This is a genomic window from Pseudomonas sp. CC11G, from assembly GCF_056174845.1.
Window position 1 is genome coordinate 113,349 of the sequence record NZ_JBWBZC010000013.1, and the last position, 23,331, is coordinate 136,679.

Here is a 23,331-nt window from a genome sequence, read left to right on the forward strand (position 1 = left end):
GGTCGCCATAAAAATAAAAGGAGCGCCCGCTATGTCTCTGGCCGAGATCCGCCTGGATGACAAGTACCGGCTCGCAACCGGACACCTGTACCTCACCGGCACCCAGGCACTTACTCGCCTGCCGATGCTGCAAAAACAGCGCGACAGCGCCCATGCTCTTAACACCGCCTGTTTTATTTCCGGCTACCGCGGCTCGCCCTTGGGCAATCTGGACAAGAGCCTGTGGGAAGCGAAAACCTTTCTGCAAGAAAACCACATTCACTTCCAGCCCGGCGTCAACGAAGAGCTGGCGGCGACAGCCGTGTGGGGCAGTCAGCAGACCAGCCTGTTTCCAGGCGCGCGCTACGACGGTGTGTTCGCCATGTGGTACGGCAAGGGGCCGGGCGTAGACCGCTGCGGTGACGTCTTCAAGCACGGCAACTCCGCCGGCGTTTCGCCCCACGGTGGTGTGTTGCTACTGGCCGGCGATGACCATGGCTGCAAGTCTTCAAGCATCGCCAACCAGAGCGAGCACGCGTTTATCGCCGCCTCGATTCCGGTGCTCAACCCGGCCAACGTCCAGGAAATACTCGATTACGGCATCCTCGGCTGGGAGCTGTCGCGGTACAGCGGCTGCTGGGTGGCGTTGAAAACCATCGCCGAAAATGTCGACTCTTCCGCCGTGGTGGACGTCGACCCGTTGCGCGTAACCGTGCAAGTCCCGACCGATTTCCAGCTGCCCGAAGGCGGTGTGCATATCCGCTGGCCAGACCCGCCGCTGGTGCAAGAAAAACGCCTGAATACCTACAAGATTTACGCCGCCCGCGCCTTTGCGTTGGCGAACAATCTGAACCAGGTGAAGCTCGATTCTCCCAATCCGCGCCTCGGTATTATCACCACGGGCAAGTCGTACCTGGACGTGCGCCAGGCATTGGTCGACCTCGGCCTGGACGACGAGCTGTGCGCCCAGGTGGGTCTGCGGGTGCTCAAGGTCGGCATGAGCTGGCCGCTGGAGCCGGTGTCGGTGCATGAGTTCGCCCAGGGCCTGGACGAGATTCTGGTGGTTGAGGAAAAACGCAGCATCATCGAAGACCAGCTAACCGGTCAGCTTTATAACTGGCCCGTGGATAAACGCCCGCGGGTGGTCGGCGAGTTCGACGAAGAGGGCGTGTCGCTGCTGCCCAACCTCAGCGAGCTGACCCCGGCCATGATCGCCCGGGCCATCGCCAAGCGTCTGGCACCGATCTATTCCAGCGAGCAAATCGAGTCGCGCCTGGCCTTTCTCGCCGCCAAGGAAAAAGCCCTGGCCGCGCCCAAACACAACACCGTGCGTACCCCGCATTTCTGTTCTGGCTGCCCGCACAACACGTCCACCAAAGTGCCGGAAGGCAGCCGTGCCCAAGGCGGGATTGGCTGTCACTACATGACGCAATGGATGGACCGCAACACCGACACCTTTACGCAAATGGGCGGCGAGGGCGCGACCTGGATCGGCCAGGCGCCGTTTACCGACACGCCGCATATCTTCCAGAACCTCGGCGACGGCACCTACTTCCACTCCGGCCAGTTGGCGCTGCGCGCGGCGGTGGCTGCCGGGGTGAACATCACCTACAAAATTCTCTACAACGACGCCGTGGCCATGACTGGCGGCCAGCCCATCGACGGCGAACTGCGCGTCGATCAACTGAGCCAGCAAGTGTTTGCCGAAGGGGTAAAACGCATTGCGCTGGTTTCGGATGAGCCGGACAAATACCCGAGCCGCGCCGGCTTTGCTCCGATCGTCACCTTCCACCACCGCCGCGAACTAGATGCCGTGCAGCGTGAGCTGCGTGAGTTCAAAGGCACGTCGGTAATCATCTACGACCAGACCTGCGCCACGGAAAAGCGTCGGCGGCGCAAACGCGGCAAGTTGGTCGACCCGGCCAAGCGCGCCTTTATCAACCCTGCGGTGTGCGAGGGCTGTGGCGATTGCAGCGTGAAGTCCAACTGCCTCTCGGTGCTGCCGCTGGAAACGGCGCAAGGGCGCAAACGCGAGATCGACCAGAACTCCTGCAACAAGGACTTCACCTGCGTCGACGGTTTTTGCCCGAGTTTTGTCACGGTGCATGGCGGCCGTCTGCGGCAACCCGAAGCGCTGGGCCATGGCGCCGATTTCCCCGACCTGCCTGAACCCCGCCAGCCCACGCTCAAGCGGCCCTACAACATCCTGCTGCCCGGCGTTGGCGGCAGCGGGGTGACCACGGTCGGCGCCCTGCTGGGCATGGCGGCGCACCTGGAAGGCAAGGGCTGCAGCGTGCTCGACCAAGCCGGCCTGGCGCAGAAGTTCGGCCCGGTGATTACCCATATCCGCATCGCCGCTCAGCAGAGCGATATCTACGCCGTGCGTATTGCCGCCGGCGAAACCGACCTGCTGCTGGGCTGCGATCTGGTGGTAGCTGCCAGCGAGGAAGCCCTGGCTAAACTCAACGAGCAAATCGCGCATGCCGTGGTAAACAGCCACGAGGCGGCGACTGCCGAGTTCACCCGCAACCCCAACGCCGAGTTCCCCGGCGCGGCAATGCAGCAAGCCATCGTGGAAGCGGTGGGGGCGGGCAAAACCCACTTTGTCGAAGCCACCGAACTGGCGACCGGTTTGATGGGCGATAGCATCGCCACCAACCTGTTTATGCTCGGTTTCGCCTATCAACAGGGCCTGGTGCCGGTGAGTGCTGAGGCGATCAATCAGGCCATCGAGTTGAACGCGGTCGCCGTAGCGCTGAATCAGCAAGCGTTTCTGTGGGGCCGCCGCGCGGCGTTTGCGCCCGACGCCGTGGCCAAACTGGCCAAGCCCGATGCCGCCGCACAGTTGGCCGACAAGGCGCAAACCCTCGAGCAACGGATCGAGCGCAATGCCGCCACCCTGCGTGACTACCAGAACGACGGGTATGCCGAGCGCTATCTCAATCTGCTGAATCGGGTGCGCACGGCGGAGACCGGCCTGTTCCCCAGCCAGCCTTTGGCACTCACCGAGGCAGTGGCCTTCAACTACTTCAAGGTGCTGGCCTACAAGGACGAATACGAAGTAGCGCGTCTGTACAGCAACGGCGAATTCACCCGGCAGTTGGCGGCACAATTCGAAGGCGATTTCCGCCTGCAGTTTCACCTGGCGCCTTCGTGGCTGAGCAAGCGCGACGCGCGTACCGGCGAGTTGCGCAAACGCAGCTTCGGTCCCTGGATGTTGCAAGCATTTGCGCTGCTGGCTCGGTTCAAATTCCTGCGCGGCACGCGGCTGGATCCGTTCGGCTATAGCCATGAACGGCATCTCGAGCGTGAGCTGATTGCCACGTATGAGGCCGATGTGGACTTGATTGTGCAGCGCCTGAGCGATGCGAAACGCCATAGCGCCTTGGCGTTGGCGCGGGTGCCGGAGCGCATTCGCGGCTACGGTCACGTCAAGGATCAGGCTCTGCTGGCGGTTCGGCATCAAGCCGAAGAGTTGCGCCGCACCCTGCGTGATGAGGGTAGTGCGCAAGCGACGTTGTACGTGGCTGCTGCGTAATTGAGGTGTGTTTTGCGCGGCCGTCCTGTCCCGGGGCGGCCGCGTTTTTGCGCCTGGTAAACACATGACAAAAACGCGGCCCGCCGTTAACATGCCGGCCCACCGCGTATGTCTGCGCCGGTTTGTCTCCTTAGTTCAATGGATAGAATAAGCCCCTCCTAAGGGCTAGATGCTGGTTCGACTCCAGCAGGGGACACCATCTCTACCCGCGTTTTCCCTTCTCTTTATTTCTGCTGCCAACCTCTGTGGCGGTTTATCTGTGCGCGCTGCTTGAAATCCTGAACACCTGATGCGTATTTTGTACGCGCCGCCGCTAGTCTGCGGACGGCTCCAACAAGGATAAGAAGTTATGAGTACTGATGGCCCCAGATCCCTTGCCGACCAATTGGCCGGCATCGACGAAATTGAATGCGTAACCCCTGACCTCAATGGCGTGCCGCGCGGCAAAGTGATGACGGCCGCCGGCTTTCTGGAGGGTCGCCGGCTTCAGCTGGCGCGAGGTGTGTTGCTGCAATGCATCATGGGCGGCTATCCGCCGGCGCCGTTCTATGGAGGGGACGATGGCGACCTGGCGTTGAATGCCGAGCCCACGCAAATTCACCGTCTGCCCTGGAGCGACATCCCGCGCGCGCTGGCCATCTGCGACGCCGATGAGTTCGATGGCAGCAGCTCGGGGTTGTCGACCCGGGGTCTGCTCAAGCGCGTTTTGGCCAACTACAGCGCCCGTGGTCTGGCGCCGGTAGTGGCCACTGAACTGGAGTTTTTTGTCTTCGCGCCGAACCCGGATCCGCAGCGAGCGTTTCAACCGCCGCTGGGCCTGGATGGTCGCCGTGAAGATGGCTGCTCGGCGTTTGGCGTGTCATCCAACAATGGCCTGCGACCGTTCTTCAACGAGGTGTATCGCTGCATGGAGGCCTTGGGCCTGCCGCGCGATACCTTTATGCATGAGATGGGCGTAAGCCAGTTCGAGATCAACCTGCTGCACGGCGATGCGCTGTTGCTCGCCGACCAGACGTTCCTGTTCAAACACATGCTCAAGGAAGTGGCACTCAAGCACGGCATTACCGTGGTGTGTATGGCCAAGCCACTGGCGCACACGCCGGGCAGCTCGATGCATATTCACCAGAGCCTGGTGGAGCAGGGCAGTGGGCGGAATATCTTCAGCGATGAGCAGGGCGAAGCGACGCCGGCGTTCTATCAATTCATCGCCGGCCAGCAAGCGGCCATGGCGGACTTCACCTTGCTGTTCGCGCCGAACGTGAACTCGTATCAGCGCCTGTTTCACCCGTATGCGTCGCCGAACAACGCCTGTTGGTCTCACGATAACCGTGCAGCTGGCTTGCGCATTCCGGCCAGTTCGCCGGTGGCGCGGCGCGTGGAAAACCGCTTGCCGGGTGCTGATGCCAACCCTTATCTGGCCCTGGCTGCCAGCCTGGCGGCGGGCTTGTACGGCATCGAGCAGGAACTGCAGCCGACTGACGCCATCCAAGGCGAATTCGACGTACCGGATGCCTTGCGGTTACCGTCTACGATGCAGGCTGCGATAGACCGCCTGCAACGCAGCGAGCTTGCCCGCGAGATATTCGGCAACGAGTTTATTGACGGCTACATTGCTACCAAGACGATGGAGCTCACCAGCTTCTTCGATGAAATCACCCCTTGGGAGCGCCGCGTGTTGGCTGCCCAAGCGTAAGCGTCACCCGCCAGGCCATAGTGGCCTGGCTCTTATTCAAGGAGCCGTTCGGAAAGCTGATGCATCGAATCTGGAAGTCTTTTCGAGCGCTCTACTTCGCCAGCCTGTTGATGCTGATCGGGTCGGGTCTTCTAAGTACCTACCTGGGCCTGCGCCTGGCTGCCGATAAAACCGATTCGCTGTGGGTCGGCGCCTTGATGGCCGCGTATTACCTGGGCCTGGTGTTGGGCGGCAAGGTCGGCCATCGCCTGATTGCGCGGGTGGGGCATATTCGCGCTTACGTGACCTGCGCCGGCATCGTGACCGCAGCGGTACTGGGCCACGGCCTGATCGACTGGTTGCCGGCCTGGGTGGTGCTGCGGGCCATCGTCGGCGTGGGCATGATGTGCCAATACATGGTGATCGAGAGCTGGCTCAACGAGCAGGCCGAAGCCAGTCAGCGCGGCATGGTGTTCTCTGGCTACATGATCGCCTCGTACCTGGGGTTGGTGTTGGGCCAGCTTGTACTGGTGTTGCACCCGGCGCTGGGGCTTGAGCTGCTGATTCTGGTGGCGATGTGTTTTTCACTCTGCCTGGTGCCCGTCGCCGTTACCCGCAAGATTCACCCCGCGCCGATGCGCCCGGCACCGCTTGAACCACGTTTCTTTATCAAGCGGGTGCCTCAGTCGCTGACCACCACACTGGTGTCCGGTCTGGTCATCGGTTCGTTCTACGGCTTGGCGCCGCTGTATGCCGCCCGTCAGGGGCTGACCAACGAGCAGGTCGGTCTATTTATGGGCTGCTGCGTATTGGCGGCGCTGGTTGTGCAATGGCCGTTGGGCTGGTTGTCGGACCGCCATGATCGTGCCGTATTGATCCGTGGCTGCGCCGGCTTGCTGGTGCTGGCGGCGCTGCCGTTGGCGGTAATGCCTGCGGTGCCATTGGAGTTGCTGTTACCGGTGGGCTTTGTGCTCAGCCTGTTGCAGTTCAGTCTGTATCCGTTGGCGGTGGCGTTTTCCAATGACCACGTAGAAGGCGAACGGCGGGTGTCGTTGACGGCGATTTTGCTGGTCACCTTCGGCATCGGCGCCTGTATTGGCCCGCTGATAACCGGCGGCCTGATGCGCCAGTTCGGGCCGAATATGTTGTTTGCGTTCGTGTCGTTTTGCGCGGCGGTATTGGTGCTGCGGATTCGCCCGGATGCAGTCACCAATCTGCACCAAGTGGACGACGCGCCGCTGCACCATATGTCGATGCCCGACAACATGACCAGCTCGCCGCTGGTGGCGGCGCTCGACCCGCGCGTTAATGAGCAGATCGTGCAGGACCAGATGCAAACCCCGCCGGTCGTTACGCCAGAAGACCCGGCCGATACCAAATCGACCTGACCCGCGCTCCAACAAAAACGCCACCCGTGAGGTGGCGTTTTTGTTGGCGCAGATAACGAATCAATCGTCGATATCGTCGCGTCGCGCTTCGCGTTGCAGCTGATAAACGAAGCGGTCGATCTGCCGTTGTTCCAGGCCGTTCATGCGGTGAAAGCGCATGCCGACGAAGGTCATGTCGAGCTTTTCGTCGTACACAAGATGGCGCAGCTCCACGGCAGTGGTCATGGCGCCGAAGGGCAGTTGGGCCACCAGGCGTTCATACACCTGACCGGACTGCAGGCCTTTGCTGGCATCTCCGGCAAACCGCAGCTTGCAGCCGGTGGCGGAGATATCCAGCAGCACGCCTTTGACCGGCACTTTCAAACGGTCACCGCTCAGTTCGATGTTCACGTTCTGGGCTTGTTTGAGCGGCGCACGGTAGGCATTGCGGCGCTGGTGGTACAGCACCTCGGTGGGCATCGGGCACCAGTAGCAGTTGGAACCTTCCAGTTGGCCAACCTGAATCTGTTGCGTGTATTCCCAGGCGATGCGCACGCCTTCGTGAAACCCTTCGATGCGGAAGCTTTCGCCTGCTTTCAGAAAACGCTCGCCGTCGTTGGGCACCATTTCATCGAGTGCCACCAGGCCGCGTTCGCGGTTGATCTGGATGATAAAGGTCTGAAATCGCTGGGCGCGTTCATGAAAGGTGATGATCAGCGGGTCGCGATGTTCTTCCAGCTGGCGCAGCGCAGCAAAAACTTCTAACGGAGCTTTTAGGACTTTCGGTGGTTGCGGGCCATCACCCGCGGCGAAGGGGTTGGACACGGTCCAGAATTCTCCGAGCAAAATACTATGGCACTAGCATACTGGCGTTCTGCCGGTACGTCCCCTGCGCCTTGTTGTAATGAGGTTATCAGGCCTGACTGAGCGGGCGCTGCTGGCCGATTCTAGCGGCACCGCCGCGGCTGTCATAGAGCCCTGGCGTATCGGAGTTGCCGCGCAGAATGCCAAGCATGCCACCCACTGAGGCCTGGTTCACACGAATCAACCGGCCATTGCGGGTGTTGGCGGCCTGGCAGCGTTCGAGCAGGGCGCTGAGCTCGGCGCCACGCTCGAGCAATTCACCGCCCACAGCCGAATGTTCGGCGACGGCGTTGAGGCCAGCCTGGTCGGGCGTGAGCTTAAGGGAGGTGAGCAGCTTGTTGCGTTCGCCGCCGTGCTGGCCGAGGACGGCGAGCAGCGGTTGCTTGTTCGCCAGAATGGTTTCCAGCAAAGGCAAGTCGCGGTCGGTGAGGGCCTGGAATTCGGCGTCGATCAGTTCAAGTAACTGCGAGGCGGTGCCGATGTCTTGATTGAAGAGGTGCAGCAGGGTCGTATCGTGCATGGCGAACTCTCGGAGTTAGGCGTCCAACAACACCCCCAGAGTCGCCCCGCAAGGGATTAACGCTGGGATTCGAAGTCGAGCAGTTTACTGGCTACGCGTTTGCTGTCGACTTGGTAGCTGCCATCGGCCACGGCCTGTTTCAGGCGGGCGACGCGTTCTTTGTCGACAATCGGTTGCTCACTAAGTTTGTCAGTCACTTTCTGCAACTGCTGTGCCTGCTGGCTGAGCTGCACCGATTCACCGGTTTTAGCGGTGCTTTGTTCGGCGGCATTGGCCGGCGCGGCGGGCTGTGTGGCGCTCGCGGTATCGTTGCGGCTGCCAGTTTGGGTCGTACTGGTACGACTGCTGCTGGTGGACGCGGCGGCATTATTTAGCCGGTTGATATCGATGACCATGATGCAAAACCTCAGACGGTGTTTGGACGCTTGCCTAGCTTGTCGGCGCTGGTTGAGAAAACTTTAAATTTTTTTTCTCCAGGCCGTTTGCTGCGTCCTACAGGCCGTCAGTGTATGAAAAGCCACAGCAAAATGCGCGCAGAAAACGGGTTTACATTTGTACGTCTACTTGCCCTGGGCCCACTACACGCGCGCGAATCACCCGCTGCGAGCTCAAATTTCGGATGCGGATCTGCTCACCGATCACACCATCGGACAACGCTTCCCCAGGCATGCGCACATTGATACCGCCTTTTCGGGCGCTGATCACCACCTGATCCTTCTTGCGAATGGCTTTGGCCTGCTCGATGGTTACCGGGGCCAGCACCTGGTCGGTCATCACGCCGCGGGTCAGCCGGGTGCCCAGCACCTGGCCCATATCCGTCATATAGCCCTGCGTCAGCAAACCGACATCGCGCTCCACCAACGCCACGTCCATTTCACCCAGTGTGGTGTCGCGCTTGAGGGGGCGGATGGCGATAACGACCTTGCGGTACAGCTTCACTTGCGCCGGCACGAACACCGTCCAGGGCGTGGCCCCTTCGCAGCTGACCTTGACGGTTACCCGACCAACGGGTTGCGCTGGGCTCTCCAATGAAGTGGTCAAATCTTCGTCGCACAGCGGCAATTGCAACCGCGGGTCGAGAGATTTGATTTGTATCTCTTGCCGCGCGTCAATTTCGCTACGCTCTAAATAGTCCTGAACCGTGACCTCAAGAAAGCCTTGGCTTGCGCCGATAAGTTGTTCAGGTAATGTCAGCGCAGCAGCCGCGTAATTAATGTGGCCAAATGCCAGCAAAGCCAGCCATGATCCGAGCAGCATCTGCGGCCGGATGGGCAAGTGTCGAAAAAGTGGCGTTTTCAGTTTCATAAGTAGCTACAAAGCAAAGCCCGTGCCGGCTGCTAGGCTAAGCAGGGGCACGGTGGTCAAACTTTAAAGAGGGGCAGGGTATGGCCGGAGTGATGGACTCGGTTAACCAGCGTACGCAGTTGGTGGGGCAGAACCGACTCGAGCTGTTGTTATTCCGCCTTGATAGCAAGCAGCTGTACGGCATCAACGTGTTCAAGGTGAAAGAGGTGCTGCAGTGCCCCAAGCTCACCATCATGCCCAAGTCGAGCCCGGTCGTGCGCGGCGTGGCGAATATTCGTGGCGGCACCATTCCTATTCTTGACCTGTCGATGGCCACCGGCCGCGCCGGGCTGTCGGACCTCAGCAGTGCCTTCGTCATCATCACCGAATACAACACCAAGGTTCAGGGCTTTCTGGTGCGCTCGGTCGAGCGCATCGTCAACATGAACTGGGAAGAGATTCATCCGCCACCCAAGGGCACCGGGCGCGATCACTACCTGACGGCTGTTACCCATCTGGACCAGCAGTTGGTAGAAATCATCGACGTGGAAAAAATCCTCGCCGAGGTTGCACCGGTTTCCGAAGTGATCAGCGCTGGCGTTATCGATGTGGCCACCCAGGGCAAAGCCGTGACCAAACACGTGCTGATCGTTGACGACTCGTCAGTGGCACGAAAGCAGGTCACCCGTTGTCTGCAATCAGTGGGCGTGGAAGTGACCGCCCTGAACGATGGCCGACAAGCCCTGGAATTCCTGCGCAAGCTGGCAGACGAGGGCAAGCGTCCGGAAGACGAATTCATCATGCTGATTTCCGACATCGAGATGCCGGAAATGGATGGCTACACCCTGACAGCGGAGATCCGCGCGGATTCGCGCATGCAGAAGCTGCATATCCTCCTGCATACTTCTCTGTCGGGCGTATTCAACCAGGCGATGGTGAAAAAGGTGGGGGCCGATGACTTCCTCGCCAAGTTCCGTCCAGACGATCTGGCTTCCGCGTGGTTGAGCGCATCAATGTTTCGGATGAGGGCTGAGGGCCTTACGGCCCTTCAGCAACCTATATGTATGGAGAGGCAGCGCTAGTGTCTTCAGGTGACGTGGATTTTGAGCAGTTCCGGATTTTCCTGGAAAAGGCCTGTGGCATCGTGTTGGGTGCCAACAAGCAGTACCTGGTCTCCAGCCGGCTGAACAAGCTGATGGAACAGAACAGCATCAAAACCCTCGGCGAGCTGGTGCAACGCATGCAAGCATGCCGCGCGGCGGTTTGCGCGAGCAGGTGGTCGATGCCATGACCACCAACGAAACCCTGTGGTTTCGTGACACCTATCCTTTCGAAGTACTGAAAAACCGCGTCTACCCCGAGCTGCTCAAGGCCAATCCGAGCGCGCGGTTGCGCATTTGGTCGGCGGCCTCGTCGTCGGGCCAGGAACCCTATTCGCTATCGATGGCCACCGATGAGTTCGAGCGTACCAACCTCGGGCAGCTCAAAGGCGGCGTGCAGATTGTGGCCACCGACCTGTCCAGCGCCATGCTGCAAGCGTGCAAATCCGGCGAATACGACAGTCTGGCGATTGGCCGTGGTTTGTCGCAGGAGCGCTTGCAGCGCTACTTCGATCCCAAAGGTGGCGGCCGTTTTGCCATCAGCCGGCGATTCGCACCCGCGTGGAATTCCGCGCGCTCAACCTGCTGGACAGTTACGCCAGCCTCGGCAAGTTCGACATCGTGTTCTGCCGCAACGTGTTGATCTACTTCTCGGCCGAAGTGAAGAAAGACATTTTGCTGCGCATTCACGCCACGCTTAAGCCCGGCGGCTACCTGTTCCTGGGTGCTTCCGAAGCGTTGAACGGGTTGCCGGATCACTACCAGATGGTGCAATGCAGCCCAGGCATCATCTACAAGGTCAAATAAAGTTTCGCGCCTAATAAACAACAACGCCCGGCACTTTGTGTCGGGCGTTTTTTTTTATTGAGCGCCTGGCTTAGTTGATCCGCTCTACAAACTTCATTGGTCGGGTGGGCAGATCGGTACCCAGATAAGTCCAGTCGGTATTGTTGGTCTTGTCGATTGGGAAGTACCAATAAAGGCCCGTGGCGTTGGCGCGGAAGTATTCCACTTCTTGGGTGTAGGGGTTGTTGTAGATAAACACCTGCCCTTGCGTGGCGTGCCTGTCGTTTTCGCCCCACACGCCCATCGGTGTAGTGGCCTGCTCGATATTGGGAAGCTGGGTACCCAGGTACTCCCAGAAGCTGTTGTCGCGGCGGTCGGTCGGGAAATACCAGTATCGGCCGTCCGAGCCCAGGCTGGCCAAGCGGTAGTACTCGATATCGCCGTTATAGGGATTGTCATAGACAAATATCTGACCCACGGTGGCCAGGCGGTCATTGCTGCCCCAATCGTCGGTGCCTAGTACTTTTTTGCTTAGGAGCATTGCGTCTTCACGTAAGCCGTTGGCGATCAGGTTTTTTACCACCCATGGCCAGTAGCTGCTCAATCGCGGATGCGCAGCGGTGCCGGATATATTACCGATCAGGCCCAGTTTACCGTCCGGCAAGCGAGTGAAAATGCTGCCTCCGCTATCCCCTGAGTGAATGGGAGAGACATTTACGGGCGACTGATAGAGCGGATGGACAACCGTTATCAACGCCGCATCGACATCCTCATCGGTCAATTTCAGCCCTGTAGGGTCCGTATACATCAGTCCCGCCAGGGCTATGTTGAAAATATTGTCATATTCGGGGCTCTTTAATCCTAATAGCCGTTGGGCTTCGTACCCGTTTTGGCGGTAGTACATTATGGGTTTGTAGACCATTTTGAAGCCTTCCTGTTGAGGCATGGCTCGGTAGGCATCGGTGGTTCTGGCGGTGGTAAAGGGGTTGCCAGAATCGCTGTCTCTGCCATAGATGATTTGTGGCACGTTCTCGCGGCTTAAAGCTGCTTTTTCTTGCGCATAGCTAGGGATATTGGCGGTTTCTACAGTGGCTGAGCCGCCAAACTTGGTATCGGTGATAAGAATGCCTACATCTCCGAGCGGGCCGTATTGTTCCGGGTAGTTGATGGCTCGGCCGTAATAAACCTGGCCTGTTTTGCGGTGATAGAACCCGGAGGTGGTGCCGCTCATACAGTGTTCAGCTGTAACAACTACACGCGGCGTAATTAACGTTCCTGAACAGCTGTAGTTGCCCACAGCCCAGTCTGGCACCTGTGCGCCAGTCAATACGGTGCCTGTGTACAAGGCGTGTGCAGAGGAACTCATGGCCAGTGCGGTACCACACGCAATGGCCAGCGAGGTGAGTCGCAGGAGCTTTGGTTTTGTCATCTTGATATTTCCATGATCTAAGAACTGAAGACTGAGGCCGCAATTGCCTCGTTGGTAACGCGTCTTCAGTGTTCTCTCCTCTCACCAGGTTCGAAGCCGGACGCTTCGCGGCCCCGCGCGCGGCATGTCGAGAAACAGCGCGGAAGGTGTCGCTAAAGCGAAGGTATTTGGACGTTGCCTACGTGTGAGAACGGTTTGGCAGGGGCACCGTTGCCGCTTTTGCCACAAGCGGCAAACCCTTAACCGGCAACCCCGTCGCCATTGCCGGGCAGCGGAAAAGCCTTGCCGTTTCAGCTGATTATTCTTGCCGTAAATTTATCAAGTCGTTGATTTGTAAGGCTTAAATAAGTTGGCACAGGGTTTGCTAAATGTCTTGCACGCAAATCCAGTTCGCCAGTTGGCAAGGTTCGCACCATGAGCATCAGCTTTGATTCAGCACTCGGCATTCACGAAAAGGCATTGGGCTACCGCTCCCAGCGTGCCGAAGTGCTGGCCAACAACCTCGCCAACGCTGACACCCCTGGCTTCAAGGCCCGTGATCTGGACTTCGCCTCGGTGCTCGCCGCCCAGGCTGAAAAGAACAAGGGCGGCTTCTCGCTCGCTACCACCAACACCGGCCACATCGCCGCTGAAGGTCTGGACGCCGGTGACGCAGGCCTGAACTACCGCGTGCCGACCCAGCCTTCGGTGGACCAGAACACCGTCGATGAGCAGATCGAGCAATCCAATTACGCAGAAAACGCTGTGCAGTTCCAAGCCAGCTTCACCCTGCTGAACGCCAAATTCAAAGGCCTTGTTGCTGCGATTCGCGGCGAATAACGGAGACGAACCATGTCCCTTTCCAGTGTCTTCAATATCGCCGGTACCGGCATGAGTGCTCAGACCACCCGCCTGAACACCATCTCCAGCAACATCGCCAACGCCGAGACCGTCTCGTCCAGCGTCGACAAGACCTACCGCGCCCGCCACCCGGTGTTCGCCACCATGTTCACCGACCAGCAGACCCAGCAGAACGGCGCCGGAACCTCGCTGTTTGCCGACCAGGACAACTCCGGTCGGGGCGTGCAGGTGATGGGTGTGGTCGAAGACCAGAGCAGCCTGACGCCGCGCTACGAGCCCAACCACCCGGCCGCGGATAAAGACGGTTACGTCTACTACCCGAACGTCAACGTGGTGGAAGAGATGGCCGACATGATCTCCGCCAGCCGTGCGTTCCAGACCAACACCGAAATGATGAATACCGCCAAACAAATGATGACCAAGGTTCTGACCCTGGGTCAGTAATTCGAACGTAGGGGAAAGAAATGGCCGTCGATAGCGTAAGCACCCAGAGTTCGATACTGGACCAGTATGCCGTCAAGGATACGACTACCAAGGACAAGACCCTGGGCAAGGACCAGTTCCTGCAACTCTTGGTCGCGCAAATGAACAACCAGAACCCGCTGGACCCGCAAACCAACAGTGAATTCGTGGCGCAACTGGCCCAGTTCACCCAGGTGGAAAGCTTGGACAACCTCAACACCAGCGTGGAGAGCATTCTCTCCAGCACCCAGTCGTCGCAGGCGCTGCAAGCCTCGTCGCTGGTGGGTCGCAAGGTGATCCTCTCCACCGACACCGCCGTGGTCGACACCAGCGAAACCTTCAAAGGCAGCATCGCGCTCACCAGTGGCACCGACAACCTGTACGTCAACGTGCTCGACAGCAAGGGCAACCAGGTGTCGCGCGTCAACCTGGGCCAGCAATCAACCGGCCAGGTCACCTTTATGTGGGACGGCAAAGATTCCAGCGGCAATGTCATGGCGCCTGGCACCTACAGCTTCGACGCCATCGCATCGGTAGGCGGCAAAGACGTGGCCATGGGCACCAGCCTCCCAGCCAACGTCGACAGCGTCACCCTGGGGATCAACGGCGGCGAGATGCTGCTGAACCTCGCAGGGCTGGGCAGCATCGGCATTTCCAAAGTTCAAGTGATAGGTCAATAACCGCCGGCAACCCCGGCCGTTTCAGGAGCATCCCATGTCGTTCAATATCGGACTTAGCGGTATCAAGGCCGCCTCCAGTGACCTGAATATCACTGGTAACAACATCGCCAACGCCGGCACCGTGGGCTTTAAACAGTCCCGTGCCGAATTCCAGGACCTGTATTCCTCGTCCATGCTGGCCTCCAGCAGCAACGCCATCGGTAGCGGCGTGTTGCTGGGCAACGTTGCCCAGCTGTTCAACCAGGGCACCATCGACTACACCGAAAACGCCCTGGACATGGGTGTGAACGGCAACGGCTTTTTCGTGACCAGCAACAACGGTTCGATCAGCTACACCCGTGCCGGCTACTTCGGTACCGACAAGGCCGGCAATATCGTCGACAACAACGGCTACAACCTGCAGGGCTACTCGGTAGACGGCAACGGTCAGCTGCAGAACGGCGTGGTCGGTAACCTGAGCATTCAGACCTCCAACCAGGCGCCAAAGGCCACCACTGCGATTACCCAAAGCTTCAACCTGAACTCCAGCAGCAAGGCGCCGACTAACACGCCGTTCGACCCGAGCGATCCGACCACCTACACCTCGTCGACCTCGGTGAATATCTACGACGCCCAGGGCAACGCCCACGTCATGACCCAGTACTTCATCAACAACGCGGACCCGTCGGCGACGCCGCCGGTGGCGAACGACTGGACCATGAACGTCTTGATCGATGGTCGTAACCCGCAAAATCCGGCCAGCACCGTGCCTGCAACCACGAACATTACCTTCGACGGCGCCGGGCAGCTCGGCACGATCACCCCGGGTGCCGGGTTGGGTTATACCAACAGCAAACTGACCATCAGTAACTGGGTTCCTGCGCAGTCCGATGGCGCTACACCGCCTGTATGGGCATCCAACGGCGCTGATGCTTCGGCCGTTGTGACCCTGGATATTCGCGGTTCCTCCCAGGTTTCCAGCACCTTCGCCGTCAACGCCGTGGCCCAGGACGGTTACACCACCGGCCAGCTGTCGGGTCTGGAAATTGACGACACCGGCCAGATCTTCGCCCGCTACACCAACGGCCAGTCGAAGATTCAAGGGCAGGTGATTCTGGCCAACTTCGCCAACGTGCAGGGCTTGACGCCTGTGGGTAAAACCCAGTGGGTGCAGTCGGCCGATTCGGGTGAGCCTGTGGTGGGTACGCCGCGTGCTGGCACCTTGGGTTCATTGACTGCTGGTGCGCTGGAGTCCTCCAACGTGGATATTTCCACCGAGCTGGTCGACCTGATCGTGGCGCAACGTAACTATCAGGCCAACGCCAAAACCATCGAGACCGAAAACGCCGTGACGCAAACCATCATTAACCTGCGTTAACCGGTTGCCGCCGGCGGCAAACCGTCGCCGCACACCTGCAAAGGGCTTCTTCGGAAGCCCTTTGTTGTTTGTGAAATTCCTTGCTTATCAATGGTGTACAGAAATATTTCGGGATTGGCACGATGCCTGCTTTATAGCTTGCATAGAGCCGCAGGCCGCCAGCGTTTGGCACGGCCCAATCTCGGAGAAACACCATGGATAAAATGCTGTACGTCGCCATGACAGGGGCTAGCCAGAACACGATGGCTCAGCGGGCCCATGCCAACAATTTGGCGAACATCTCCACGAGCGGTTTTCGCCGTGACTTCGAACAAGCGCGTTCCATGCAGGTGTTCGGCGACAGCTTTCCGTCGCGCGTATATGCCATGAGCGAACGCCCCGGCACCGACTTTACCCCCGGCACCTTGCAAGACACCGGCAACCCCATGGACGTGGCCGTCAGCGGCGACGGTTGGATGGCGGTGCAAGGCCTGGACGGTAAAGAAGCGTATGTACGTACCGCCAGCCTGAAAATCGACGGCCTTGGCCAGTTGCGCACCGGCAGCGGTTTGCCGGTTTTGGGCAATGGCGGGCCGATTTCCGTGCCGCCGGAGCAAAAAGTGGAGATCGGCCAGGACGGCACTATCACCATTCGCGCCCTCGGCGAGGCCCCCAATGTGCTGGCCGAGGTAGACCGCATCAAGCTGGTCAACCCCGACCTCAAGCAAATGGAGAAGGGCCTGGACGGCATGATCCATTACAAGGGCAGCGAGCCCCTGCTGGCTGACGACAACGTGAAGCTGGAGTCCGGCTTTGTGGAAACCAGCAACGTCAACGCGGTGGAGGAGATGACCTCGATCCTCTCACTGTCCCGCCAGTTCGAACTGCAAGTGAAGATGATGCGAACGGCCGAAGACGACGCCACGTCCCTGGCTCGTGTTTTGCAACTTAGCTAAATATCAGTACGCGGCGCCGTGATGTCGGCGCCCGAGGAGAACATTCATGCTTCCGGCTCTGTGGGTCAGTAAAACCGGTTTGTCCGCCCAGGACATGAACCTGACGACCATTTCCAACAACCTGGCCAACGTGTCGACCACCGGTTTCAAACGGGATCGCGCCGAATTCCAGGACCTGCTCTACCAGATCCGTCGTCAACCCGGCGCCCAAAGCACCCAGGACAGCCAACTGCCGTCCGGCCTGCAACTGGGTACCGGTGTGCGCATTGCCGGCACGCAGAAAATGTTCACCATCGGCAGCCTGCAAACCACTGAGCAGCCGCTGGATATGGCGGTCAACGGCCGTGGTTTCTTCCAGGTGCTGCAGCCTGACGGCACCATCGCCTACACCCGCGACGGTAGCTTTCACCTGAACTCCGACGGCCAGGTGGTGACCTCCAACGGCTTCCCGCTGGAACCGGCAATCGTCATTCCAGCCGAAACCCGTACCTTCACCGTGGGTGAAGACGGCACCGCCTCGGTAACCACCGCCGGCAACGCCACGCCGCAGATCGTGGGCAACATTCAAACCGCCGACTTCATCAACCCGGGCGGTCTGGAAGCAGTCGGTAAAAACCTGTTCCTGGAAACCGCCTCCAGCGGCGCGCCGCAAGTCGGCACGCCTGGCCTGACGGGCCTGGGCACCATCGAACAGAACACCCTGGAAAACTCCAACGTGAGCGTGGTGGAAGAGATGGTGAACATGATCACCACCCAGCGCGCCTACGAAATGAACTCCAAGGTGATTTCCACCGCGGACCAGATGCTGTCGTTCATTACCCAGAATCTTTAATCACTGGCTGGGTTTAGCCACAGCCCGTTTGGCCCGCCATAAGGAGCTGGTAGGCAATCGGTGGCTCGCTCTGGTCAGTTGCAAAAAATATGTGAGGTACGCGTTATGAAACGGTTAGTTCTTCTTCCCCTGCTTGGCCTCTTCGCTCTGGGCGGCTGCGTCGCGCCTACGGCCAAGCCGAACGACCCGTACTACGCGCCGGTGCTGCCGCGCACGCCGTTGCCGGCAGCGCTGAATAACGGTTCCATCTACCAGACCGGTTTCGAAAACAACCTGTATGGCGACCGCAAGGCATACCGCGTGGGTGACATCATCACCATCACTCTGAATGAGCGCACCTCGGCGAGCAAAGCCGCCAACTCGGATATCGCCAAAGACAGCAACACCTCCATCGGTCTGACCTCGCTGTTTGGCGGCAGTGTGTCGGTAGACAATCCTGACGTCGGCATCAACCCGCTCAATGCCGGCAAGTTGAGCCTCGACGCCGGATACGCCGGTTCGCGTAAAGCCACCGGTAAAAGCACCGCCGCGCAGAGCAACAGCCTGACCGGTTCGGTCACCGTCACCATTGCCGAAGTACTGCCCAACGGCATTCTGGCGGTCCGCGGCGAGAAGTGGATGACCCTTAATACCGGCGACGAACTGGTGCGCATTGCCGGCCTGGTCCGCGCCGATGACATCGCCACCGACAACACCGTGTCGTCCGCCCGTGTGGCCGATGCGCGCATTACCTATTCGGGAACCGGCGCGTTTGCCGATGCCAACCAGCCAGGTTGGTTCGACCGCTTCTTCAGCAGCCCGCTGTTTCCTTTCTGAGTGCCGGTCATGATCAAACGACTGCTTACCGCCTGCTGTCTCCTGCTCGCCGCTTCGGCGGTGCAGGCTGAGCGGATCAAAGACCTGGTCACCATCCAGGGCGTGCGCTCCAACCAGCTGATTGGTTACGGCCTGGTTGTGGGCCTGAACGGCAGCGGCGACCAGACCACGCAAACACCGTTTACCGTGCAGACCTTCAACAACATGCTGGCCCAGTTCGGCATCAAGGTGCCCACCGGCGGCAACGTGCAGCTGAAGAACGTCGCGGCGGTGTCGATTCACGCTGACCTGCCGGCCTTCGCCAAGCCCGGGCAAACCATCGACGTGACTATCTCGTCCATCGGTAACGCCAAGAGCTTGCGTGGCGGCAGCCTGCTGATGACCCCCTTGAAAGGTATCGACGGCAACGTCTACGCCATCGCCCAGGGCAACCTGGTGGTCGGCGGCTTCGACGCCCAAGGCGCCGACGGTTCTAAAATCACCGTTAACGTGCCGTCGGCCGGCCGCATTCCCAGCGGTGCCACGGTAGAGCGGCCGGTGCCGAGCGGTTTCGACCAGGGCAACACCCTGACCTGAACCTCAACCGCCCGGATTTCACCACCGCCAAGCATATGGTCGACCAGATCAACGAACTGCTCGGCCCCGGCGTGGCCCAGGCCATTGACGGCGGCTCGATCCGCGTCAGCGCGCCGCTGGACCCTAACCAGCGCGTGGACTACCTCTCGATTCTGGAAAACCTCGAAGTGGACGCCGGCCAGGCGGTGGCGAAAGTCATCATCAACTCGCGTACCGGCACCATCGTGATCGGCCAGAACGTCAAGGTTCAGCCGGCGGCCGTTACCCACGGCAGCCTGACGGTGAGCATCACCGAAGACCCTATCGTCAGCCAGCCCGGCGCCTTGTCTAACGGCCAAACCGCCGTGGTACCGCGTTCTAAAGTGAGTGCCGAGCAGGAAACCAAGCCGATGTTCAAATTCGGCCCCGGCACCACGCTGGATGAAATCGTACGGGCGGTTAACCAGGTCGGCGCCTCGCCGTCTGACCTGATGGCCATTCTTGAAGCACTGAAACAGGCCGGCGCGCTGCAAGCCGACTTGATCGTTATCTAAGGAGGCAGCCATGGACGCGAAATTGACATCCGGGGTTGGCTCCAAGCTCGACAGCGGCGCCTACAGCGACCTCAATCGCCTGGCCAACCTGAAAGTCGGCCAGGACCGCGACAGCGAAGGCAACATCAAGAAAGTTGCCCAGGAATTCGAGTCGCTGTTTCTCAACCAGATGCTCAAGGCGATGCGTTCGGCCAACGAAGCCTTCTCCGAAGGCAACTTCATGAACAGCAACGAGGCCAAGACCTACCAGCAAATGTACGACCAGGAGCTGGCGGTCAAAATGTCCAAAGAGGGCGGCATCGGCCTGGCCGATGTGCTGGCGCGGCAAATGTCGAAAATGAAGAGCGGCACCCACAAGGCCAACCCGTTTGCCCAGGCCGGCGATGCCAGCGTCATCAATGCCACCACTAACACCGGCACAACCCCGGCCAGCGACAGCGCGAGCAAGACGCTGACCAGCCACGCGGTCAAGGAGTTGCCGCCCGTGGACAAGCTTCGTGACGACTCGAAGCTGCTGAACAAGCGCCGCCTGTCGCTGCCGGGCACATTGTCTGACCGATTGCTGGCCGGGATTGTCCCAACTACAACGGCCGGTGCGACAGCGGACGGCAAGCCGTTGGCCCAGAACGACTGGCTGGCGGCGAAAACACCAGCAACAGCGCGGCGATTGGTGCCACTGCGAGCAGCAAGACCGCTGCGCTTAACGCCATTGATGCCAGCTCCGGCCGCCGTCTGGCACAACCGCCATTGGCACCGGGCAAAGCGGCCTTCAAGTCGGCCGACGAATTTATCTCCACCATGCTGCCGATGGCGCAGGAAGCGGCCGCCAAGATTGGTGTAGACCCGGCCTACCTGGTGGCCCAGGCCGCACTGGAAACCGGTTGGGGCAAGTCGATCATTCGTGACTCCGACGGCTCCAGCAGCCACAACCTGTTCGGCATCAAGGCCGCAGGCGGCTGGGACGGCGATTCGGCGCGTGCCGTGACCACCGAATACAAAGGTGGCCAGGCAGTGAAAGAAGCGGCGGCATTTCGCTCGTACGACAGTTTCCAGGAGAGCTTCAACGACTACGTGAGCTTCCTGCAGAACAACGACCGGTACGACAACGCACTGGATAAAACCGCCAACCCGAAACAGTTCGTGCGCGAACTGCAACAGGCCGGTTACGCGACCGACCCGCAGTACGCCAATAAAGTGGCGCAGATCGCCAAACAGATGCAGACGTACCAAACCATCGCCGCGGGCGAAACCACCGCCACGCGTTTGTAAGGATGCTGTGATGATGTTTTTAGTGAGGATTCGACATGGCTGACTTGTTATCGGTAGGGCTGTCGGGCCTGCGCAGTGCGCAGACCGCTTTGACGGTGACCGGGCATAACATCACCAACGTCAACACCCCTGGCTACTCGCGCCAGCAGTCGGTGCAGCAGACCAACATCGCCCAGTTTACCGGCGCCGGTTATATCGGTTCGGGCAGCCAGGTGGTCGACGTACGGCGTCTGGCCAGTGACTTCCTGACCAATCAGGTGCGCACCTCCACCAGCTCCAACAGCGAGCTGCAGTCGTTCAAAAGCCAGATCGAGCAGCTCGACTCGCTGCTGTCCAACAGCACCACCGGGATCAGCCCGGCGTGTGCAAAAATTCTTCGCTTCACTGCAAACCGCCTCGCAGACCCATCCTCCACCGCCGCCCGTGAAGCGGTGCTGTCGCAGGCAGCGGGGCTGTCGAGCTCGTTCAATACGATGTACGACCAACTGGACAAGCAGAACAGCTTGATCAACCAGCAGATGAGCGCCCTGACCACTCAGGTGAACTCGATGGCCGCCAGTGTGGCCAGCTACAACGACGCGATTGCCGCGCCCGTGGCGCCGGGCCGAGCCCAATGACCTGCTCGATGCCCGTGAAGAAACCATCCGGCAGATTTCCGAAATCATCGGCGTGCAGAGCGTGGAGCAAACCGACGGCAGCGTGAGCCTGTTCGTCGGTACCGCGTCCGCTCGTGGTGGGCAACACGGCTTCGACCCTGACCGCCAAGCCTGGCGTCGATGACCCAACGCGCTTTCAGGTTGACCTCATTATTACGGCGTATCGCAAACCATCACGTCGCAAATCAGCGGCGGTGAAATGGGCGGCCTGCTGGCCTACCGCGACACCACACACTGGACAAGAGCTACAACAGTCCTCGGGCAGATGGCGACCGTGCTCTCCGATACCGTCAACAAACAGCTGGGGCAGGGCCTTGACCTAGCCGCCGGGCGGGCAGCCCGTTGTTCAGCGATATCAAACGACCCGACCGCCGCCGCGCTGCGCGTGCTGCCGGCCGCCACCAATACCAGCAACGCCACCGGCTCGATGAACATCACCAATTCTTCGCTGCTGACCACCAGCGATTACAAGGGTGAAGTTCGACGGCACCAATTACACCGCGCAGCGGTTGAGCGACGGGGCGCAGATTGACCGTGACGCCGACCGGCGCCGGCACTTTTACCTTGCAGGACCCCAGCACCACGCCGCCGACCGATCAAGGGTTTGAAGTCACCATCAACGGGAACGCCCAATGGGCGACAGCTTCAGCCTGCAACCGACCCGCCGTGGCGCATTCAACTTTGGCACCGACCTGCAGTCGGCCGATCAGTTGGCCTTCGCCGGTTCCGCCCGTGCGGTGGCGACCACACCAACAACCGGGGCACCGGCACCATCACTCAGCCCGACCTGAAAACCGGCCCGTCGCCAATTGACGTCACCGACTTGCAGGACCTGTTTGGCACCGGCTTGCCGCTGACTTTCGACTCGACCACTAACACCCTGACCGGCACGCTGCCGGCTGGTGCGACCCTGAGCTATGTATCGCCCTCGACCACCGCGCTGACCCGGGCCAATCCAACACGTTGCGCCTGGACTATACACGACCCGTCGACAACAACACCTACTCGTACGAGTTCACGATTAATGGAACGCCGCAATCGGGCGATACCTTTACCTTGAACCAGAAACACCGCAGCGTGGCCGACAACCGCAACGCGCTGAAGCTGATCGACCTGCAAACGCAGAAAACCGTAGGGGTTGGCGCTGCCGGCACCGTTGCCTGCCACCTACAACAACGCCTACAGCGGGCTGGTGGAGCGGGTTGGCTCGCTGACCGCGCAAGTGCGCACCAACGCCGACGCCGCTGAAACCGTACTGACCAAGCGCAAAGCAACCGCGATTCGCTGTCTGCCGTGAGCCTCGATGAAGAGGCGGCAACCTGGTGCAGTTCCAGCAGTACTACAATGCTTCTGCACAGGTGATTAAAGTTGCGCAGTCGTTGTTCGATACGCTCATAGGCGCCTTCAACTGAGGCTAGTTAGTTATGCGAATTTCCACTATCAAGCCTTCAACACCTCCGTTGCCGGGATGCAAAAGAAACTACGCGAATCTGACCGCACCCAGGAGCAGATCAGCACCGGCAAACGGCATCCTCACCCGCCGATGACCCGGTGGCGTCGGTGCGCCTGCTGCAGTTGAGCCAGGAACAAGCGCTGAACGCGCAATACACCTCGAACCAACACCGCCGCGCAGAACAGCCTCAACTCTGAAGAGGCGATTTTGAGCTCGATCGAAACCGTACTGCAGCGTATTCGCGAGATTGGCGTGCAGGCCGGTAACGGCACGCTGGGACTCTACCGACCGTTCTTCCCTGGGCACGAACTGGGCCAGCGCGAAGACGAGTGCTTAGCCTGATGAACAGCAAAGGACGCCAGCGGCCACTACCTGTTCGGCGG

General features: G+C 60.0%; 18 protein-coding genes, 1 tRNA gene and 6 pseudogenes. 20 read left to right on the plus strand and 5 right to left on the minus strand.

Going from position 1 to position 23,331, the window contains the following annotated elements:
* The first annotated feature begins 31 nt into the window (after positions 1 to 31).
* The 4 genes from AC0V2S_RS16900 to AC0V2S_RS16915 all read left to right on the plus strand — a co-directional run bounded on the left by AC0V2S_RS16900 (position 32) and on the right by AC0V2S_RS16915 (position 6,577).
* The gene (locus AC0V2S_RS16900; RefSeq protein WP_475510744.1) at positions 32 to 3,517 is read left to right on the plus strand and encodes an indolepyruvate ferredoxin oxidoreductase family protein; all 3,486 of its coding nucleotides are present in this window, start codon (positions 32 to 34) and stop codon (positions 3,515 to 3,517) included.
* Between the two features lie 124 nt (positions 3,518 to 3,641).
* A tRNA-Arg gene (locus tag AC0V2S_RS16905) sits at positions 3,642 to 3,716 on the plus strand.
* A 252-nt stretch (positions 3,717 to 3,968) separates the two neighbouring features.
* On the plus strand, positions 3,969 to 5,210 hold the full coding sequence (locus AC0V2S_RS16910) for a glutamine synthetase family protein (RefSeq protein WP_475510762.1): 1,242 nt from the start codon (positions 3,969 to 3,971) through the stop codon (positions 5,208 to 5,210).
* Positions 5,211 to 5,269: 59 nt separating this feature from the next.
* Complete coding sequence (locus AC0V2S_RS16915; RefSeq protein WP_475510745.1) at positions 5,270 to 6,577, plus strand: MFS transporter; 1,308 nt, start codon at positions 5,270 to 5,272, stop codon at positions 6,575 to 6,577.
* 60 nt (positions 6,578 to 6,637) lie between these two features.
* On the opposite strand, the gene AC0V2S_RS16920 is transcribed toward AC0V2S_RS16915, so the two are convergent.
* The 4 genes from AC0V2S_RS16920 to flgA form a co-directional block, all read right to left on the minus strand.
* Complete coding sequence (locus tag AC0V2S_RS16920; RefSeq protein WP_475510746.1) at positions 6,638 to 7,381, minus strand: flagellar brake protein; 744 nt, start codon at positions 7,379 to 7,381, stop codon at positions 6,638 to 6,640.
* Positions 7,382 to 7,469: 88 nt separating this feature from the next.
* Positions 7,470 to 7,940, minus strand: a complete 471-nt coding sequence (locus AC0V2S_RS16925) for a flagella synthesis protein FlgN (protein ID WP_475510747.1) — start codon at positions 7,938 to 7,940, stop codon at positions 7,470 to 7,472.
* 56 nt (positions 7,941 to 7,996) lie between these two features.
* A complete protein-coding gene (gene flgM, locus AC0V2S_RS16930) occupies positions 7,997 to 8,335 on the minus strand; it encodes a flagellar biosynthesis anti-sigma factor FlgM (protein ID WP_475510748.1) in 339 nt (112 codons plus the stop codon).
* 151 nt (positions 8,336 to 8,486) lie between these two features.
* On the minus strand, positions 8,487 to 9,245 hold the full coding sequence (gene flgA / locus AC0V2S_RS16935; RefSeq protein ID WP_475510749.1) for a flagellar basal body P-ring formation chaperone FlgA: 759 nt from the start codon (positions 9,243 to 9,245) through the stop codon (positions 8,487 to 8,489).
* 80 nt (positions 9,246 to 9,325) lie between these two features.
* Between flgA and AC0V2S_RS16940 the strand changes: the two are divergent.
* Positions 9,326 to 10,257: pseudogene (locus AC0V2S_RS16940) on the plus strand (chemotaxis protein CheV).
* A gap of 27 nt (positions 10,258 to 10,284) precedes the next feature.
* A pseudogene (gene cheR / locus AC0V2S_RS16945) lies at positions 10,285 to 11,131 on the plus strand (protein-glutamate O-methyltransferase CheR).
* A 70-nt stretch (positions 11,132 to 11,201) separates the two neighbouring features.
* On the opposite strand, the gene AC0V2S_RS16950 reads toward cheR, so the two are convergent.
* Positions 11,202 to 12,539, minus strand: coding sequence for a trypsin-like serine protease (locus AC0V2S_RS16950; RefSeq protein WP_475510750.1), 1,338 nt, complete (start codon positions 12,537 to 12,539; stop codon positions 11,202 to 11,204).
* Between the two features lie 414 nt (positions 12,540 to 12,953).
* Between AC0V2S_RS16950 and flgB the strand changes: the two genes are divergently transcribed.
* The 14 genes and pseudogenes from flgB to flgL form a co-directional block, all read left to right on the plus strand.
* The gene (flgB, locus tag AC0V2S_RS16955; protein ID WP_475510751.1) at positions 12,954 to 13,358 is read left to right on the plus strand and encodes a flagellar basal body rod protein FlgB; all 405 of its coding nucleotides are present in this window, start codon (positions 12,954 to 12,956) and stop codon (positions 13,356 to 13,358) included.
* A 12-nt stretch (positions 13,359 to 13,370) separates the two neighbouring features.
* Positions 13,371 to 13,823, plus strand: a complete 453-nt coding sequence (flgC, locus tag AC0V2S_RS16960) for a flagellar basal body rod protein FlgC (protein WP_475510752.1) — start codon at positions 13,371 to 13,373, stop codon at positions 13,821 to 13,823.
* Positions 13,824 to 13,843: 20 nt separating this feature from the next.
* On the plus strand, positions 13,844 to 14,521 hold the full coding sequence (locus tag AC0V2S_RS16965; RefSeq protein ID WP_475510753.1) for a flagellar hook assembly protein FlgD: 678 nt from the start codon (positions 13,844 to 13,846) through the stop codon (positions 14,519 to 14,521).
* 34 nt (positions 14,522 to 14,555) lie between these two features.
* Positions 14,556 to 15,878 (plus strand): flagellar hook protein FlgE, encoded by a 1,323-nt coding sequence (gene flgE / locus AC0V2S_RS16970; RefSeq protein WP_475510754.1) that lies wholly within the window; start codon positions 14,556 to 14,558, stop codon positions 15,876 to 15,878.
* A gap of 194 nt (positions 15,879 to 16,072) precedes the next feature.
* Complete coding sequence (locus tag AC0V2S_RS16975) at positions 16,073 to 16,813, plus strand: flagellar basal body rod protein FlgF (RefSeq protein ID WP_475510755.1); 741 nt, start codon at positions 16,073 to 16,075, stop codon at positions 16,811 to 16,813.
* Positions 16,814 to 16,859: 46 nt separating this feature from the next.
* The gene (gene flgG / locus AC0V2S_RS16980) at positions 16,860 to 17,645 is read left to right on the plus strand and encodes a flagellar basal-body rod protein FlgG (RefSeq protein ID WP_475510756.1); all 786 of its coding nucleotides are present in this window, start codon (positions 16,860 to 16,862) and stop codon (positions 17,643 to 17,645) included.
* A gap of 105 nt (positions 17,646 to 17,750) precedes the next feature.
* Complete coding sequence (flgH, locus tag AC0V2S_RS16985) at positions 17,751 to 18,461, plus strand: flagellar basal body L-ring protein FlgH (protein ID WP_475510757.1); 711 nt, start codon at positions 17,751 to 17,753, stop codon at positions 18,459 to 18,461.
* 9 nt (positions 18,462 to 18,470) lie between these two features.
* Positions 18,471 to 19,570, plus strand: a pseudogene (locus AC0V2S_RS16990) (flagellar basal body P-ring protein FlgI).
* Between the two features lie 10 nt (positions 19,571 to 19,580).
* Positions 19,581 to 20,839: pseudogene (flgJ, locus tag AC0V2S_RS16995) on the plus strand (flagellar assembly peptidoglycan hydrolase FlgJ).
* A gap of 35 nt (positions 20,840 to 20,874) precedes the next feature.
* Positions 20,875 to 21,456: a FlgK family flagellar hook-associated protein gene (locus tag AC0V2S_RS17000; protein ID WP_475510758.1), complete on the plus strand. Its 582-nt coding sequence runs from the start codon at positions 20,875 to 20,877 to the stop codon at positions 21,454 to 21,456.
* Positions 21,422 to 22,027 (plus strand): annotated as a pseudogene (locus tag AC0V2S_RS17005) (FlgK family flagellar hook-associated protein). Before AC0V2S_RS17000 ends, AC0V2S_RS17005 begins: the two are co-directional and overlap by 35 nt.
* A gap of 100 nt (positions 22,028 to 22,127) precedes the next feature.
* On the plus strand, positions 22,128 to 22,286 hold the full coding sequence (locus AC0V2S_RS17010; RefSeq protein ID WP_475510759.1) for a hypothetical protein: 159 nt from the start codon (positions 22,128 to 22,130) through the stop codon (positions 22,284 to 22,286).
* 347 nt (positions 22,287 to 22,633) lie between these two features.
* The gene (locus tag AC0V2S_RS17015; protein ID WP_475510760.1) at positions 22,634 to 22,792 is read left to right on the plus strand and encodes a hypothetical protein; all 159 of its coding nucleotides are present in this window, start codon (positions 22,634 to 22,636) and stop codon (positions 22,790 to 22,792) included.
* A gap of 127 nt (positions 22,793 to 22,919) precedes the next feature.
* Positions 22,920 to 23,331 (plus strand): annotated as a pseudogene (flgL, locus tag AC0V2S_RS17020) (flagellar hook-associated protein FlgL); the annotation flags it as partial.

Excerpts from the sequence above, each read along its gene's own strand:
- flgC (WP_475510752.1), top strand. The coding sequence starts at position 13,371 with ATGTCCCTTTCCAGTGTCTTCAATATCGCCGGTACCGGCATGAGTGCT.
- AC0V2S_RS16900 (WP_475510744.1), top strand. The coding sequence starts at position 32 with ATGTCTCTGGCCGAGATCCGCCTGGATGACAAGTACCGGCTCGCAACC.
- AC0V2S_RS16925 (WP_475510747.1), bottom strand. The coding sequence starts at position 7,940 with ATGCACGATACGACCCTGCTGCACCTCTTCAATCAAGACATCGGCACC.
- flgE (WP_475510754.1), top strand. The coding sequence starts at position 14,556 with ATGTCGTTCAATATCGGACTTAGCGGTATCAAGGCCGCCTCCAGTGAC.
- flgM (WP_475510748.1), bottom strand. The coding sequence starts at position 8,335 with ATGGTCATCGATATCAACCGGCTAAATAATGCCGCCGCGTCCACCAGC.
- flgG (WP_475510756.1), top strand. The coding sequence starts at position 16,860 with ATGCTTCCGGCTCTGTGGGTCAGTAAAACCGGTTTGTCCGCCCAGGAC.
- AC0V2S_RS16975 (WP_475510755.1), top strand. The coding sequence starts at position 16,073 with ATGGATAAAATGCTGTACGTCGCCATGACAGGGGCTAGCCAGAACACG.
- flgA (WP_475510749.1), bottom strand. The coding sequence starts at position 9,245 with ATGAAACTGAAAACGCCACTTTTTCGACACTTGCCCATCCGGCCGCAG.
- AC0V2S_RS16915 (WP_475510745.1), top strand. The coding sequence starts at position 5,270 with ATGCATCGAATCTGGAAGTCTTTTCGAGCGCTCTACTTCGCCAGCCTG.
- AC0V2S_RS17000 (WP_475510758.1), top strand. The coding sequence starts at position 20,875 with ATGGCTGACTTGTTATCGGTAGGGCTGTCGGGCCTGCGCAGTGCGCAG.
- flgH (WP_475510757.1), top strand. The coding sequence starts at position 17,751 with ATGAAACGGTTAGTTCTTCTTCCCCTGCTTGGCCTCTTCGCTCTGGGC.
- AC0V2S_RS17010 (WP_475510759.1), top strand. The coding sequence starts at position 22,128 with ATGGGCGACAGCTTCAGCCTGCAACCGACCCGCCGTGGCGCATTCAAC.
- AC0V2S_RS16965 (WP_475510753.1), top strand. The coding sequence starts at position 13,844 with ATGGCCGTCGATAGCGTAAGCACCCAGAGTTCGATACTGGACCAGTAT.
- AC0V2S_RS16910 (WP_475510762.1), top strand. The coding sequence starts at position 3,969 with ATGACGGCCGCCGGCTTTCTGGAGGGTCGCCGGCTTCAGCTGGCGCGA.
- AC0V2S_RS16950 (WP_475510750.1), bottom strand. The coding sequence starts at position 12,539 with ATGACAAAACCAAAGCTCCTGCGACTCACCTCGCTGGCCATTGCGTGT.
- flgB (WP_475510751.1), top strand. The coding sequence starts at position 12,954 with ATGAGCATCAGCTTTGATTCAGCACTCGGCATTCACGAAAAGGCATTG.